Origin of the sequence: Bradyrhizobium vignae (assembly GCF_004114425.1) — a bacterium.
In the GTDB taxonomy this organism is placed as follows: Bacteria; Pseudomonadota; Alphaproteobacteria; order Rhizobiales; family Xanthobacteraceae; genus Bradyrhizobium; species Bradyrhizobium vignae.
In genome coordinates, this window is the sequence record NZ_RDQF01000034.1 from 26,037 (window position 1) to 38,664 (window position 12,628).

Consider the following 12,628-nt stretch of genomic DNA (forward strand, 5'->3'; position numbering starts at 1 on the left):
GCGCGGTTCGCTCGGGCTCAGTGCATCTCTGTGATCTTGATGCCGGTCGGTCCGAGAATGACCACGAACAGCACCGGCAGGAAGAACAGGATCATCGGCACCGTCAGCTTCGGCGGCAGAGCGGCGGCCTTCTTCTCTGCCTCGTTCATGCGCATGTCGCGGTTCTCCTGCGCCATGACGCGCAGCGACTGGCCGAGCGGGGTGCCGTAACGCTCCGCCTGCTGAAGCGCCAGACACACCGACTTGACGCCCTCGAGCCCGGTGCGACGTGCCAGGTTCTCATAAGCGACCTTGCGATCCTGCAAATAGGACAATTCGGCCGTGGTCAGGGTGAACTCCTCCGACAGCGCGATCGACTGGCCCACGATTTCGTTCGCAACCTTGCGGAACGCCATTTCGACCGACATGCCGGATTCGATGCAGATCAGGAGCAGGTCGAGCGCGTCGGGAAACGCACGCTTGATCGAGAGCTGGCGCTTGGAGATTGCATTCCTGAGGAACAGCATCGGCGACTGGAGGCCGAGATAGGCCGCGCCGACGCAGATGCCGATCTTGATCGGCATCGCCTGCTCCATATGCGCGATCACGAAGACGTAGAGGGCCGAGCCGATCAAGAGCACGATCGGGGCGACCATGCGGGCGAACAGGAAGGTGATGTAAGGCGCCTGGCCGCGGTAACCTGCCATGATGAGCTTGTCTCGCGCAGCCTCCTGCGCGAGCCATTTGGTCAGATTGAAGTCCTCGACCACCTTGGAGACGAGTTGCTTCGGCGTCTGGCGAAGCGAGACCTTTTCGTTCTTGTGAAGACGCTCACGCTCGCGCTGCCGGATGCGTTCGCGTTCGCTCGCCACCGCTTTCATCCGCTTGGAGAGGCCCTCGCCGGCGAACAACGGCATCACCAGGGTATAGACGGTGGCGCTCGCGGCGATGGCCGCGAGCAGCATGGTCATGAAGCGGACGTCGTGCAGTTTCGAGACGAGGAATTCGACCATACGGCACCGTCAGAAATCGAAATTGATCATCTTCTTCATCACCATGATGCCGATCGACATCCAGACGACGCAGCCGACCAGCATCAGCTGTCCGGTGGGATGAGTCCAAAGCAGCGAGATGTATTGCGGCGTCGTGAGGTAGACGAGGAACATCACGATCGGCGGCAGCGAGCCGATGATGCCGGCCGAGGCCTTGGCCTCCATCGACATCGCCTGGATCTTTTCCTTCATCTTCTTGCGGTCGCGAAGCACCTTGGAAAGATTGCCGAGCGCTTCGGAGAGGTTGCCGCCCGACTTCTGCTGGATCGACACCACAATGCCGAAGAAGTTGGCCTCCGGAAGCGGCATGCGCTCATAGAGCCGCGCGCAGGCCTCGCCGAGCGGCATCCCGATCGCCTGCGTCTCGATGATGGCCAGGAATTCGCTGCGGAGCGGCTCGGGCGAGTCCGCGGCCACGACCTTGATCGACTCGAACAGGGGCAGGCCCGCCTTGATGCCGCGGACGATCACGTCGACCGCGTCGGGCAGTGCAGCCAGGAACTTGGTTTCACGACGCTTCTTCAGGAAGCCCAGAGCCCAGCGCGGCAGGCCGAAACCACCGGCAAAGGCGAGACCGGCAGCGCCGATCAGGCCACCGCCGGCGAACAGAGCGACCGCGAAAAATACACCCGCCACGACGGCGGATACGGTCCAGAATTTCTGCGGGGTCCAGTCAAGCCCCGCCTGCGACAGGCGGACGCTGAGCGGAGCGCTCTTCTCCTGCGCGCGCCGCGCCTCGAGGTCCTTGAGCGTGGTCTCGACCTGCTCACGGCGCGAGCGTTGGGTCTTCTCGGCCTGGCGGGCCGTGGGAGCTTCGGCGCGCGCGACCGAGGCGCGCCGGCTTTCCGCCTTTCGTTCTCCGGACAGCAGCGGATAGAGGAATACCCAGGCGATGCCACCGACCGCTGCGGTGGCGAGGAAGGCGAGGGCGAGGACCTGCATATTCATGGCGGTGCTGACCTGCTCACGTCTTCGGCGCGACTTCCGCCGCGTCGAGCGCCGCGGCAAGGCGCTTCTCCTCGCCGTAATAGCGGGCGCGTTCCCAGAACTTCGGACGGCCGATGCCGGTCGAGCGGTGGCGGCCGATGATCTTGCCGTTGGCGTCCTCGCCGACCATGTCGTAGAGGAAGATGTCTTGGGTGATGATGGTGTCACCTTCCATGCCCATCACCTCGGTGATGTGGGTGATGCGTCGGGAACCGTCGCGCAGGCGCGCGGCCTGGATGATGACGTCGATCGAGGCGCAGATCATCTCGCGGATGGTGCGCGAGGGCAACGAGAAGCCGCCCATCGTGATCATGGATTCGCAGCGCGACAGCGCCTCGCGCGGGTTGTTGGCGTGCAGCGTGCCCATCGAACCGTCATGGCCGGTGTTCATGGCCTGGAGCAGGTCGAAGGCTTCGGGTCCGCGAACCTCGCCGACGATGATGCGTTCGGGCCGCATACGCAGGCAGTTGCGCACCAACTCGCGCATTGTGACCTGGCCCTCGCCTTCGATATTGGGCGGGCGGGTTTCCAGCCGCACCACATGGGGCTGTTGAAGCTGGAGCTCGGCGGCGTCCTCGCAGGTGATGACGCGCTCGTCGTGCTCGATGTAATTGGTGAGGCAGTTGAGCAGGGTGGTCTTGCCCGAGCCGGTACCACCGGAAATCAGCACGTTGCAGCGAACGCGGCCGATGATCTGAAGGATCTCGGCGCCTTCGGGCGTGATCGCGCCGAACTTGACGAGCTGATCCAGCGTCAGCTTGTCCTTCTTGAATTTGCGGATGGTGAGCGCGGGGCCGTCGATCGACAGCGGCGGCACGATGGCGTTGACGCGAGAGCCGTCGGCGAGGCGCGCGTCGCAGATCGGCGAGGATTCGTCGACGCGCCGGCCCACCTGGCTGACGATGCGCTGGCAGATGTTGAGAAGCTGTTGGTTGTCGCGGAAGCGGATGCCAGTGCGTTGGATCTTGCCGCCGACCTCGATGTAGACGGTGTTGGCGCCATTGACCATGATGTCGGCGATGTCGTCGCGCGACAACAGCGGTTCGAGCGGGCCGTAGCCGAGAACGTCGTTGCAGATGTCGTCGAGCAGCTCCTCCTGCTCGGCGATCGACATCACGATGTTCTTGATCGCGATGATCTCGTTGACGATGTCGCGGATTTCCTCGCGCGCGGACTCCGAATCGAGTTTGGCGAGCTGGGCGAGGTCGATGGCCTCGATCAGTGCGCCGAAGATGGTCGCCTTGACCTCGTAATAATTGTCCGAGCGCCGGCTCTCCATGGCCGGAGGCGGCGGGGCCTTGGCAGGGGCAAGCGGCGGCGAGGCGACGGCCGGCGGAGGCGGAGCGCGCGACACCGTCGGCGCCTGAGCCTGGGCAGGCTCGAGCGACACGGCGCCGGGCTTGGGCGCCCGAAAGTCGGTGTCTGTTCCGCTACGCTTACCGAACACTTAACAACTCCATGCGGCGGCTTATCTTCCCCGCAACTTCTCAATCAGAGGTGAAAGCAGGGACGACTTTTGTTTCTTGGTCTCGCTGCGGCCGGTCAGACGCTGGGCGATCTGCAGGAACATCTCGATCGACTTGTGGTTCGCGGATATCTCCGCGATCATCTGGCCGTTGTTGGCCGCCGAGCCGAAGATCTGCGGCTCGAAGGGAATCGAGACGACCGGCTGGCTCTCGATCGCCTTGGCGAACTCCGCGGCGGCGATTTCGGGCCGTTTCGGCACGCCGACCTGGTTCAGGCAGTAGAGCGGCGGCCGGTCGTTGGGGCGCGCGGCCTTCAACAGATCGAACAGGTTCTTGGTATTGCGCAAATTGGCGAGGTCGGGCGCGGCCACGATCAGGATATCGTCCGCTCCGATCAGAGCGCGCTTGGTCCAGCCCGACCATTGATGCGGAACGTCGAGCACGATGCAGGGCATGGTGGAGCGCAGCGTGTCGAACACGGCGTCGAAAGCGTCGGTGCCGAAATCGTAGACCCGGTCGAGCGTCGCAGGCGCCGCCAGCAGGCTGAGATGGTCGGTGCATTTCGACAGCAGGCGGTCGATGAAAGCCGTATCGACGCGGTCGGGCGAGAACACGGCATCGGCAATGCCCTGCGGCGGATCCTGATTGTAGTCGAGCCCGGCGGTGCCGAAGGCGAGGTCGAGGTCGGCGACGACGGCGTCCATCGCGAGGTCGCGTGCGATTGCCCAGGCGACATTGTGGGAGATGGTGGAGGCTCCGACGCCGCCCTTGGCGCCGACCACGGCGATGATGCGACCGACCGCCTTGGCTTCCGGCGCCGAGAACAGGTTGCAGATCGAGCGCACGACATCGATCGCGCCGACCGGCGCGAGCACGTAATCGCTGACGCCGCGGCGCACCAGCTCGCGATAGAGCGTGACGTCGTTGATGCGGCCGATCACGACCACGCGGGTGCCGGCGTCGCAGACGGTGGCGAGCTGGTCGAGGCCGCCCAACAGATCGCTGCGGCCGTCGCTCTCGAGCACGATCACGTTCGGCGTCGGGGCCGAGCGGTAGGCCTCGATCGCGGCCGCCATGCCGCCCATCTGGATTTTCAGATGGGCCTTGCCGAGACGGCGATCCTCGCCGGCCGACTGGACCGCGGCGGCAGTCTCCACGGTCTCGCAAAAGGCCTGGACCGAGACGCGCGGCGCGGGCGCGATATGCTCCTCGACCGGCGGAGGAGCTGCTGCCGGCTGCTCTTCTTGTGTCTGGCGCGCGTAGCTGATCATTTGCCGGTGTCGCTCAGTTTGGCCTTGTCGGCGTCGGGATAGGTGGTCGCCGTCGTGGTTCCCTTGCGATACTTCTCCAGGCTGGTGATGCGCCGCGCCGTATACGACGGAGTTTCGGGCCGCGGCTGCTCGAGGTCCGACGGATTGTCGACCATGGCCGCGAGGTTGCGCTGATAGGCGCAGCCGTAATTGTAGTAATCCTTGTTCTCGAACCAGCGCTTGTTCTTCATCGAGGGGCCGATGTCCTCCGGCCACAGGCCGCAGGGGCCGGCGACCGCCGCGATCTTGGAATAGGTCAGCCGGATCGGCGGCAGGAAACGCTTGTCTTCCGGTTGATACGGGTGGACGCTGACGCCGCGTGCCGGAACGCCCGCCGCCGCCAGCATCGCCTGGATCTCACGCATCGTATCGGCAACCGGACGAGCATTGGGCGTATTGGAGGGCACGTCGATGCGAATGGCGCCGGTGCCTTCGTGCAACCATGCCGATGCGACGCCCATTACGTCGGCGCGCTGGGCGGCGGTCAATCCACCGCGGGCATGGCCGACGAAGACGACGATCGAGCGGTTCTGCTCCTCGACCGCGATCGGGTGGCGCTGCTTGTAATCGTCGGGAATCGAGGCCGTGAGGACCTCGTCGTGCTGGCAGCCGCCGAGCACGAGCGCCATGCCGACGAGCGCGCCACCGAGGCGGATGGCGCGTTTGCGAAGCTGGGGTGGTCTTGTGATCATCGTGAAGTCCCCGTTCCGCCTCAGTCGGTGATGAAGCCGTAGGTGCCGCGGTAGCTTTTGGCCGGTTCGGTCCGTCCGGGCACGCCGTAGAGCCGGTTGATATTGCCGATCAGCTGGGCCTGCGGATCCGCAGGCGGTGCGAAGCCGTCGTCCGGCCGCGACAGATCCTTTGGTGCCACCGCGCGAACGACATAAGGGGTCACGATCACGACCAGCTCGGTCGCGTTGTTGACGAAGTCGCGGCTGCGGAACAGCGTGCCCAGGATCGGGAGCTGCATCAGTCCCGGCAATCCGCTGATCGCCTGCTTGGTCTGCTGCTGGATCAGGCCGGCCATCGCCATCGCGCCGCCGGAGGGAATTTCCAGCGAGGTCTCGGCGCGGCGGGTCCTGATCGAGGGCACCGTCAGCGAGTTCACCGAATTCGAGGTCACCGCCTGCGACAGCGTGATCGCATTCTCGTTCGACAGTTCCGAGACCTCGGTCATCACCCGCAGGCTGATCTTGCCTTCGCTCAGCACCACGGGAGTGAAGTTCAGGGAGATGCCGAACTTCTTGAAGCTGATCTGGGTGGTACAGACATGCGTGGTGGGGTCGCAGGCATAGCCTGCCGGGACCGGGAATTCACCGCCGGCGATGAACGTCGCCGACTCGCCGGAGATCGCGGTCAGGTTCGGCTCGGCCAGCGTGCGGATCACGCCCGCGGTTTCCATCGCGCGCAGGGTGGCCTGCACCGACGGCGCGGCGCCGAACTTCGTGGTCAGGTTATTGCTGTCCACGAGGTTCTTGCCGAGAGCCGTGAACGGATTGGAGTTGGAAAAGCTCACCACCGACGTGCCGTAGTTGAGGTTGGCGGTCAGGTCGATGCCGAGCTGCTTGATGATGCTGCGCTGGACTTCCGCCACCGTCACCTTGAGCATGATCTGGTCGCGGCCGCGCACCACGATCGAGTTCACCACCTTCTCGGGGCCGCCGGCCAGGCGCGCGGCGAGATCGTTGGCCTGCTGCGCCTCCATCGGGTTGGCAGCCGTGCCGGTCAGGACGATACCATCGCCGAGGCCATCGATCTGGATGTCGGCATTGGGCAGGACCTGCTTCAGCGCGGCCCGTACGCCGTTGAGGTCGCGCTTGACCGCGATGTCATAGGCCGCAATCTGCTGACCGGCGGAATCGAAGAAGACGATGTTGGTCTGACCGACCGCGGCGCCGATGATATAGGCGCGCTGCGCCGAGCGGACCACCGCATTGGCGATCTTGGGATCGGCGACCAGCACGTCCTTGATGTCGCGCGGCAGGTCGATCACGATGGACTTGCCGACGCCGAGCGAGAGGAAACGCGCGTTGATCTGGCCGTCCATCGCGGCCGGAGCCACGGGGCGGTAGTCGGCAGCGACCGCCGGGTTGAGCGCCAGCGCGAGGGCGGCCGAAAACGACAGGGCGCGGACCAGCGAGGTTCGCATCGTCGCCGAATTTGCCCTGCATTTCATATCGACTGTCTTCATCGTGCCTTAGCCGTCTGACTTGGAATGCCGTAGCGAATGATCGAAACACCCTCTCGCTTCTGCGCGGAGTCATCGAGCGTGATTTCGCTCATCTTGACGTCGACGATACTGCGCAGCGCCAGTGACAGCGTGCCGCTCTGCCGCGCCGCGGACAGCGTTGCGGTCTGCGCGGGAGTGAGCTCGAGGGTGACGGTCTTGCCGATCACCGCGTTCTGGCCGTCCTTCTCCTTGGGCGCCTGGTCGATGGCGAGGACGCGGATATTGGCCAGGATGATCTCGGAGGTGACGACGTCGGGGGCGCCGCTGCCCTGGTCCGGGTTCTTCGACCGGCGCGTGAGCAGGACGTCGACACGGTCGTTGGGCAGGATGAACCCGCCTGCGCCGGTCTCCGGCGAGATCTCGGTCGAGATCGCCCGCATGCCGGTGGGCAGGATTGCCGCCATGAAGCCGGAGCCTTCGGCCTTGACCAGTTTCTGGTCGCGGATCGGCTCACCCTGAATGAACGGAGCCCGCGCGATCGAACCGGCCACCTGGGTCGCACCATCGGGGCGCTCGTTGCGGCGGATGAAGGTGGTGCTGGCGGTCGCGGCCGGCCAGGTCTGCCATTGCACGTCTTCGGGCTTCACGGTCTGGCCGAGGCCGATGTCGTTCTTGGCGACGAGGACGTCGACGGTCGGCAGCTGCGCGACCGGAAGCGGAGGCGGCGCAGAATTGTCGGTGCCGCTCGCCAGGTACGCGGCGATGCCGCCGGCGCAGATGGCGACCGTCAGGACGACAATGCGTGCCCTATTCATACGCTTCAACTTTCCAACAATACGCCGCGACGCTACCGCCGCCGTGATCGGCAGTTGACCAGCTATTCGTCAAAGCATGGTTAATGAGGCGTATCTAAATCGCCTTAACGCCGGGTTTACCCGGTGCGTTCAGCGCAGTGCGAGGTGAGTGAGGTCGATCGCCTTCACCCATTCGGTCTCCGGGTAGACCATCAACGCGCTCAGCGCGAGCGCGATACCGTAAGGAATGCCGCTCTCCTTGTCGTGCAGCCGTGCGAGCCAGGCCTGAGCCGCGAGCCCGTAGGGCAGCGGCCATTGCCGGACCTGGAGCAGGAGCAGCGTCAGCGCGCCGCCGAACAGCGAAGCGTAGAGCAGAAAGTTCATAAGATGTGCAAAGCCGAACCAGAGCGCGACGGACGCCGCGACTTTGGCATCGCCGCCGCCCACCCAGCCCATCGCAAAGCAGGTGAAGGCCACGACCAGCAGAACCGCACCGGCGCCGATATGGCTCAGCATCTCGTAAGGTGCCATGCCACCGGCGAGGGCGAGCACGAAGAAGCCCGCCACCAGCGCCAGCGAGACGCGGTTCGAGATCGTCATCGTGAATAGATCACTCGCGGCGGCGAATGCCATCAGGGCCGGGAAGAGCAGAAGGCGCGCAAGGTCGAGGATCATGAGCTGCGTCTTGAGGCCTGGTTTAGTCGCGGATCGGGCGTCGCCGCATGCTAGCCGGCAGTGCTAAACAAACCGACAACGGCAGCAATGGTCTGAACAGCAGAACCCGCCGATAGCGAGTTCACAACAGGCTGGCAATGCGCGCGCCGAGTACAATCGTCGCGAGCAGCAGCGCAAGGCAGACCCAATAAGTGGGCGAGCCGGCCTGCGACGCGCCCGCATCGTTCGCCGTCACCGCAGCATCGGTTCTGTACTTACGCAACGCCACTGGAACTCGCCGTCTTCAAAAAACAAAGGCCCCGGAGATCCGGGGCTTTTGCCGTCGTTCGTCGGCTGCTTACTTCAGGCTGGACTGGATCGAGGTGAACTTGGTGTTCAGCGTGCCGCCGAGCTGGTTGACGACGGTGATGATGGCCAGCGCGATGCCGGCGGCGATCAGGCCGTACTCGATGGCGGTGGCGCCGGATTCATCCTTCGCGAAACGCGCAATCACGTTCTTCATGAATAACACTCCGTCTAGTGGGATCGCCTCGCTCGGCGCTGTCTTTGACGCGATGACCATGAGAGCCGAGCTCTTTCGGTAGAGTTAATTCGATCGGGTAAACCCACGCCAGGCGCGATGCTTTTGCCCAGAGTGAATTTCGCCTTAAGACGGTAGCTGCAATTCGTTCCGGTTCCGGATGCATCGGCAGCGCGGCGCCGGCTTCACCCTCCCTTAAATTTCGCGGAGTAGGCCTAAGCAGGACCGGAATTCGCAAGAGAGGCGACGATGTCGAGCCTGCCCATGCAAGTTGCCCTGATGCTCGGCGAGACCATCGTGAAGGTGATCCCCGTCACCTTCGTACTTGCTGCGATCTTCACAGTGCTGGAGCATTTCTGGGCCTGCAATCCCGGCGTGCCGTGGTGGCGCAAGCGGGAGATTCTCACCGACATCTGCTACTGGTTCTTCGTTCCGGTGTTCGCCCGCACCATGCGGATCGGGCTTCTGATCGTCGGTGCCGGCGTCGTCTTCAACATCCACGACGCGGACGAACTCATCGCCTTCTACGACGATGGCCACGGTCCGCTGTCGCAGCTGCCTCTATGGATGCAGGGCCTGCTGTTCCTGGTGCTATCCGATTTCATGCTGTACTGGCTGCACCGGCTTTTCCACGACGGCGGCTTCTGGAAGTACCACGCCGTCCATCATTCGTCGGAGGAGATCGGGTGGATCTCCGCGGCCCGTTTCCATCCCGTCAATCTCTTGCTCGGGACGATCAGCGTCGACGTCGTGCTGCTGATGGCCGGTATCTCCCCGAACATCATGATCTGGGTCGGCCCGTTCACCACCTTTCATTCGGCCTTCGTGCACGCCAACCTGAACTGGACCTTCGGACCGTTCAAATACGTGCTGGCGACGCCGGTATTCCACCGTTGGCACCACACTTCGCTCGAAGAGGGTGGCGACACCAATTTCGCCGGGACGTTTCCGATCTGGGACGTGCTGTTCGGTACCTTCCGCATGCCGGAGGGGAGGCTGCCGCAGGATTACGGCAAGGACGAAGCGACCATGCCGAAGGAGATCGGAGGCCAGCTCGCCTATCCGTTCCGCCATTAGGAGAGACCAGTGGGGCCCGCAAACGCCAGTCCGTTCAAACAATCGTCGGCGAGTTTGCGGAACGTTCACGAATTGGAGGCAGGTTGGCCGGGTCGGGCACCGGCTCCGCTGTTATCTCATCGCTTCTGCCGGTTTGTGACGTCCCGGGGTAAGAGTATGCGTAAAGAATTACTGCGCCGTCATGCGCGCGTCTGTCTTCTGGTTGCCGCCGCGGTGCTGGCATGGCCGGCCGCTGGCCTTGCCGAGCCTACCGCCGACATCATCGCCGTCAATGTCGATCAGGCCAAGCTGGTGCGGCTGCCCGGCAAGGTGGCGACCATCGTGGTCGGCAATCCCCTGATCGCCGATGTCACGCTCCAGCCGGGCGGCATGATCGTCGTGACCGGGAAGGGCTATGGGGCCACCAACTTCATCGCGCTCGACCGGGGCGGCGAGATTCTGGTCGACCGCCAGATCCAGGTTGAAGGCCCGAGCGACCGGCTCGTCACCGTCTATCGCGGGATTGAGCGCGAGTCCTACAGCTGCGTACCGCTTTGCCAGCGTCGCGTGACGCTCGGCGACAGTGACACCTATTTCAACAACACGATGAGCCAGGCCGGCTCGCTCAGCAGCAGTGCCAGCAGCGGCGGTGGTGCCGGTGCGGCCGCCAAACCCAACTAGCCGACCGGCGGGTCTGCCGGGGGGATCCCCGCCAGGCTGCTTGCGGATTCGCGCGCGGCGCGTTTCCGCGCTTCGGTTGGCGTCAGGTTAACGCATTCCTAACGGCGCGGTCCGCCGGACGCGGATCGCTTGAAACATTTAGACAATCAGTTTCCGCTATTGAACGGGCAGATGATCGCCCGTTGCTGGGGAATTTGACCTTATGCCATCGCCCGCACCTACGAGGTTCACGCTCCGGAAAGCGCTGGCCCGGTTTCGTGGCAACCGCCGCGGCTCCGCAGCCGTCGAGTTTGCGCTGGTCGCACCGATGTTCTTCGCGCTGTTGTTCGCCGTCATCGAGACGGCGCTGATGTTCTTCTCGAGCCAGGTGCTCGAGACCGTCGCGCAGGACTCGGCGCGCGCGATTCTGACCGGCCAGGCGCAGGCACAGGGCGGCTCGGTGGCGGCCTGTCAGACCACCCCCAACACGGTCTCTGCTTGCGATCAGACGACGTTCAAGACCTATGTCTGCAGCCAGATTCCGGCGCTGTTCGATTGCAGCAAGCTTTACGTCGACGTTGTCAGCACCAGTTCCTTCGGCGCGCTAAGCCTCACCAACTATGGCAATTCCTGCAACTTCAATCCCACCTCCGGCATGCAGTACAATGCCGGAACTTCCGGTCAGGTGGTCGTGGTGCGGCTGTTCTATCAATGGCCGCTCTTCGTCACCGGCCTCGGCTACAACATGGGATGCAGCAACAAGCGGCTGATGGTGGCGACCGTGGCGTTCAAGAACGAACCCTTCTGAGGCAGATGGATCTGAGCGGACCGATGCAGGCGATTGCGAATATCTGGAGGAATGCACGTTGCTTCGTGCGCGACTTCGTCGCCGACAAGCGCGCGCTTGCGGCGACCGAATTCGCGGTCATCGTACCGCTGATGCTGGTGATGTTCTTCGGCACCGTCGAGTTTTCGTCTGCCGTGGCGATCGACCGCAAAGTCACGTTGATTGCACGGACACTGTCCGATTTGACGTCGCAGTCGACGACGCTCGCCGATGCCGACATGCAGAACACGTTTACGGCAAGCATCTCGATCGTCATGCCTTACGACGCTACCCTCGTGAAGGGCACGATCTCCCAGATCTACATCGATGCCAACAGCATCGCCACGGTCCAGTGGAGCAAGGCCGGCACCATTGCGAGCGGCGCGACACAAGCCACGCTGGTGACCTCGGCTCGGAAGGCCGGGGACAAGGTCACCACGATGATTCCCCCGACGCTCTTGATTCCGTCGAGCTATCTCATCCTGAGCGAGGCCAACTACACTTACACGCCGGCAGTCGGCTACGTGTTGAAGTCGAGCATAACGCTGGGCGATCTCTCCTACACGCGGCCGCGCCAGGTCGCCTGCGTGCCTTACAACGGCGTACCGTCGACGTGTTGAATTTGCGAGCCGACCCTGGAATGAAAAAGGCCGTGCGTCACGCACGGCCTTTTTTAGTTGCCTTGTTTGCTCTGCCTCGCTCGAGCCGGTCGGGGCTCAGGGCCGGCGGGCTCAGCTCGCAGCGCGGAGATTGTCCGCCGCCGACTTGCCGGAGCGGCGGTCGGACACGATCTCATAGGAGATCTTCTGGCCTTCGCGCAGCGAGCCGAGACCGGCGCGCTCCACGGCGCTGATGTGGACGAACACGTCTTGGCCGCCGTCGTCGGGCTGAATGAAGCCATAGCCCTTGGTTGCGTTAAACCACTTCACGGTTCCCATGCTCACGGGGGTAGTCCCTTCTCAGATAACACAATGTCGAAGCCCGCTCGCACGGGCAGGTTAGATCGAATTTCTGGAAGGGTCGTCAGCGTGTCTGAACCGGCTGTACCGGTGGATGCTAATGTCGTCCGGCCGAAAATCGATTAATTCATTTTATCGGAAACAGGGGCCCGAAACAATCCGGACGTGCACGAT

General features: G+C 63.7%; 15 protein-coding genes. 4 read left to right on the forward strand and 11 right to left on the reverse strand.

The window, feature by feature from the left end; translation table 11 throughout:
* Nucleotides 1-17: 17 nt before the first annotated feature.
* The 10 genes from EAV90_RS25065 to EAV90_RS25105 all read right to left on the reverse strand — a co-directional run bounded on the left by EAV90_RS25065 (nucleotide 18) and on the right by EAV90_RS25105 (nucleotide 8,935).
* Nucleotides 18-992: a type II secretion system F family protein gene (locus EAV90_RS25065; RefSeq protein ID WP_129145004.1), complete on the reverse strand. Its 975-nt coding sequence runs from the start codon at nucleotides 990-992 to the stop codon at nucleotides 18-20.
* A 9-nt stretch (nucleotides 993-1,001) separates the two neighbouring features.
* Nucleotides 1,002-1,979: a type II secretion system F family protein gene (locus EAV90_RS25070; protein ID WP_122406940.1), complete on the reverse strand. Its 978-nt coding sequence runs from the start codon at nucleotides 1,977-1,979 to the stop codon at nucleotides 1,002-1,004.
* 16 nt (nucleotides 1,980-1,995) lie between these two features.
* Complete coding sequence (locus tag EAV90_RS25075; RefSeq protein ID WP_122405762.1) at nucleotides 1,996-3,465, reverse strand: TadA family conjugal transfer-associated ATPase; 1,470 nt, start codon at nucleotides 3,463-3,465, stop codon at nucleotides 1,996-1,998.
* 21 nt (nucleotides 3,466-3,486) lie between these two features.
* Nucleotides 3,487-4,755 carry a CpaE/TadZ family protein gene (locus tag EAV90_RS25080; RefSeq protein WP_122405761.1) on the reverse strand — a complete coding sequence of 423 codons (1,269 nt, stop codon included), beginning with the start codon at nucleotides 4,753-4,755 and terminating at the stop codon, nucleotides 3,487-3,489.
* Nucleotides 4,752-5,486: a CpaD family pilus assembly protein gene (locus EAV90_RS25085; protein ID WP_129145005.1), complete on the reverse strand. Its 735-nt coding sequence runs from the start codon at nucleotides 5,484-5,486 to the stop codon at nucleotides 4,752-4,754. Before EAV90_RS25085 ends, EAV90_RS25080 begins: the two co-directional genes overlap by 4 nt.
* 20 nt (nucleotides 5,487-5,506) lie before the next feature.
* Nucleotides 5,507-6,970 carry a type II and III secretion system protein family protein gene (locus EAV90_RS25090; RefSeq protein ID WP_162500652.1) on the reverse strand — a complete coding sequence of 488 codons (1,464 nt, stop codon included), beginning with the start codon at nucleotides 6,968-6,970 and terminating at the stop codon, nucleotides 5,507-5,509.
* 11 nt (nucleotides 6,971-6,981) lie between these two features.
* Nucleotides 6,982-7,779, reverse strand: coding sequence for a Flp pilus assembly protein CpaB (gene cpaB / locus EAV90_RS25095; protein WP_162500459.1), 798 nt, complete (start codon nucleotides 7,777-7,779; stop codon nucleotides 6,982-6,984).
* A gap of 129 nt (nucleotides 7,780-7,908) precedes the next feature.
* Entirely contained in the window at nucleotides 7,909-8,433 is a 525-nt protein-coding gene (locus tag EAV90_RS25100; RefSeq protein WP_122405757.1) for an A24 family peptidase, read from the reverse strand.
* Between the two features lie 121 nt (nucleotides 8,434-8,554).
* Complete coding sequence (locus EAV90_RS39675) at nucleotides 8,555-8,701, reverse strand: hypothetical protein (protein WP_164937099.1); 147 nt, start codon at nucleotides 8,699-8,701, stop codon at nucleotides 8,555-8,557.
* Between the two features lie 69 nt (nucleotides 8,702-8,770).
* Nucleotides 8,771-8,935 (reverse strand): Flp family type IVb pilin, encoded by a 165-nt coding sequence (locus EAV90_RS25105; RefSeq protein WP_122405756.1) that lies wholly within the window; start codon nucleotides 8,933-8,935, stop codon nucleotides 8,771-8,773.
* Nucleotides 8,936-9,202: 267 nt separating this feature from the next.
* Here EAV90_RS25105 and EAV90_RS25110 point away from each other — a divergent pair, with 267 nt between their 5' ends.
* The 4 genes from EAV90_RS25110 (at nucleotide 9,203) to EAV90_RS25125 (ending at nucleotide 12,115) form a co-directional block, all read left to right on the forward strand.
* Nucleotides 9,203-10,030, forward strand: coding sequence for a sterol desaturase family protein (locus tag EAV90_RS25110; RefSeq protein WP_122405755.1), 828 nt, complete (start codon nucleotides 9,203-9,205; stop codon nucleotides 10,028-10,030).
* Nucleotides 10,031-10,186: 156 nt separating this feature from the next.
* A complete protein-coding gene (locus EAV90_RS25115) occupies nucleotides 10,187-10,690 on the forward strand; it encodes a pilus assembly protein N-terminal domain-containing protein (protein ID WP_122405754.1) in 504 nt (167 codons plus the stop codon).
* Nucleotides 10,691-10,892: 202 nt separating this feature from the next.
* Nucleotides 10,893-11,477 carry a TadE/TadG family type IV pilus assembly protein gene (locus EAV90_RS25120; RefSeq protein WP_122405753.1) on the forward strand — a complete coding sequence of 195 codons (585 nt, stop codon included), beginning with the start codon at nucleotides 10,893-10,895 and terminating at the stop codon, nucleotides 11,475-11,477.
* 23 nt (nucleotides 11,478-11,500) lie between these two features.
* On the forward strand, nucleotides 11,501-12,115 hold the full coding sequence (locus EAV90_RS25125; RefSeq protein WP_164937100.1) for a TadE/TadG family type IV pilus assembly protein: 615 nt from the start codon (nucleotides 11,501-11,503) through the stop codon (nucleotides 12,113-12,115).
* Nucleotides 12,116-12,226: 111 nt separating this feature from the next.
* On the opposite strand, the gene EAV90_RS25130 is transcribed toward EAV90_RS25125, so the two are convergent.
* Nucleotides 12,227-12,439, reverse strand: coding sequence for a cold-shock protein (locus tag EAV90_RS25130; RefSeq protein ID WP_122405751.1), 213 nt, complete (start codon nucleotides 12,437-12,439; stop codon nucleotides 12,227-12,229).
* Nucleotides 12,440-12,628: the final 189 nt, after the last annotated feature.

What these genes read in the sequence shown, in the direction of transcription:
- EAV90_RS25065 (WP_129145004.1), bottom strand. Translation starts at nt 992, where the DNA reads ATGGTCGAATTCCTCGTCTCGAAACTGCACGACGTCCGCTTCATGACC.
- EAV90_RS25070 (WP_122406940.1), bottom strand. Translation starts at nt 1,979, where the DNA reads ATGAATATGCAGGTCCTCGCCCTCGCCTTCCTCGCCACCGCAGCGGTC.
- EAV90_RS25080 (WP_122405761.1), bottom strand. Translation starts at nt 4,755, where the DNA reads ATGATCAGCTACGCGCGCCAGACACAAGAAGAGCAGCCGGCAGCAGCT.
- EAV90_RS25085 (WP_129145005.1), bottom strand. Translation starts at nt 5,486, where the DNA reads ATGATCACAAGACCACCCCAGCTTCGCAAACGCGCCATCCGCCTCGGT.
- EAV90_RS25090 (WP_162500652.1), bottom strand. Translation starts at nt 6,970, where the DNA reads ATGAAATGCAGGGCAAATTCGGCGACGATGCGAACCTCGCTGGTCCGC.
- cpaB (WP_162500459.1), bottom strand. Translation starts at nt 7,779, where the DNA reads ATGAATAGGGCACGCATTGTCGTCCTGACGGTCGCCATCTGCGCCGGC.
- EAV90_RS25100 (WP_122405757.1), bottom strand. Translation starts at nt 8,433, where the DNA reads ATGATCCTCGACCTTGCGCGCCTTCTGCTCTTCCCGGCCCTGATGGCA.
- EAV90_RS25105 (WP_122405756.1), bottom strand. Translation starts at nt 8,935, where the DNA reads ATGAAGAACGTGATTGCGCGTTTCGCGAAGGATGAATCCGGCGCCACC.
- EAV90_RS25110 (WP_122405755.1), top strand. Translation starts at nt 9,203, where the DNA reads ATGTCGAGCCTGCCCATGCAAGTTGCCCTGATGCTCGGCGAGACCATC.
- EAV90_RS25115 (WP_122405754.1), top strand. Translation starts at nt 10,187, where the DNA reads ATGCGTAAAGAATTACTGCGCCGTCATGCGCGCGTCTGTCTTCTGGTT.
- EAV90_RS25120 (WP_122405753.1), top strand. Translation starts at nt 10,893, where the DNA reads ATGCCATCGCCCGCACCTACGAGGTTCACGCTCCGGAAAGCGCTGGCC.
- EAV90_RS25125 (WP_164937100.1), top strand. Translation starts at nt 11,501, where the DNA reads ATGCAGGCGATTGCGAATATCTGGAGGAATGCACGTTGCTTCGTGCGC.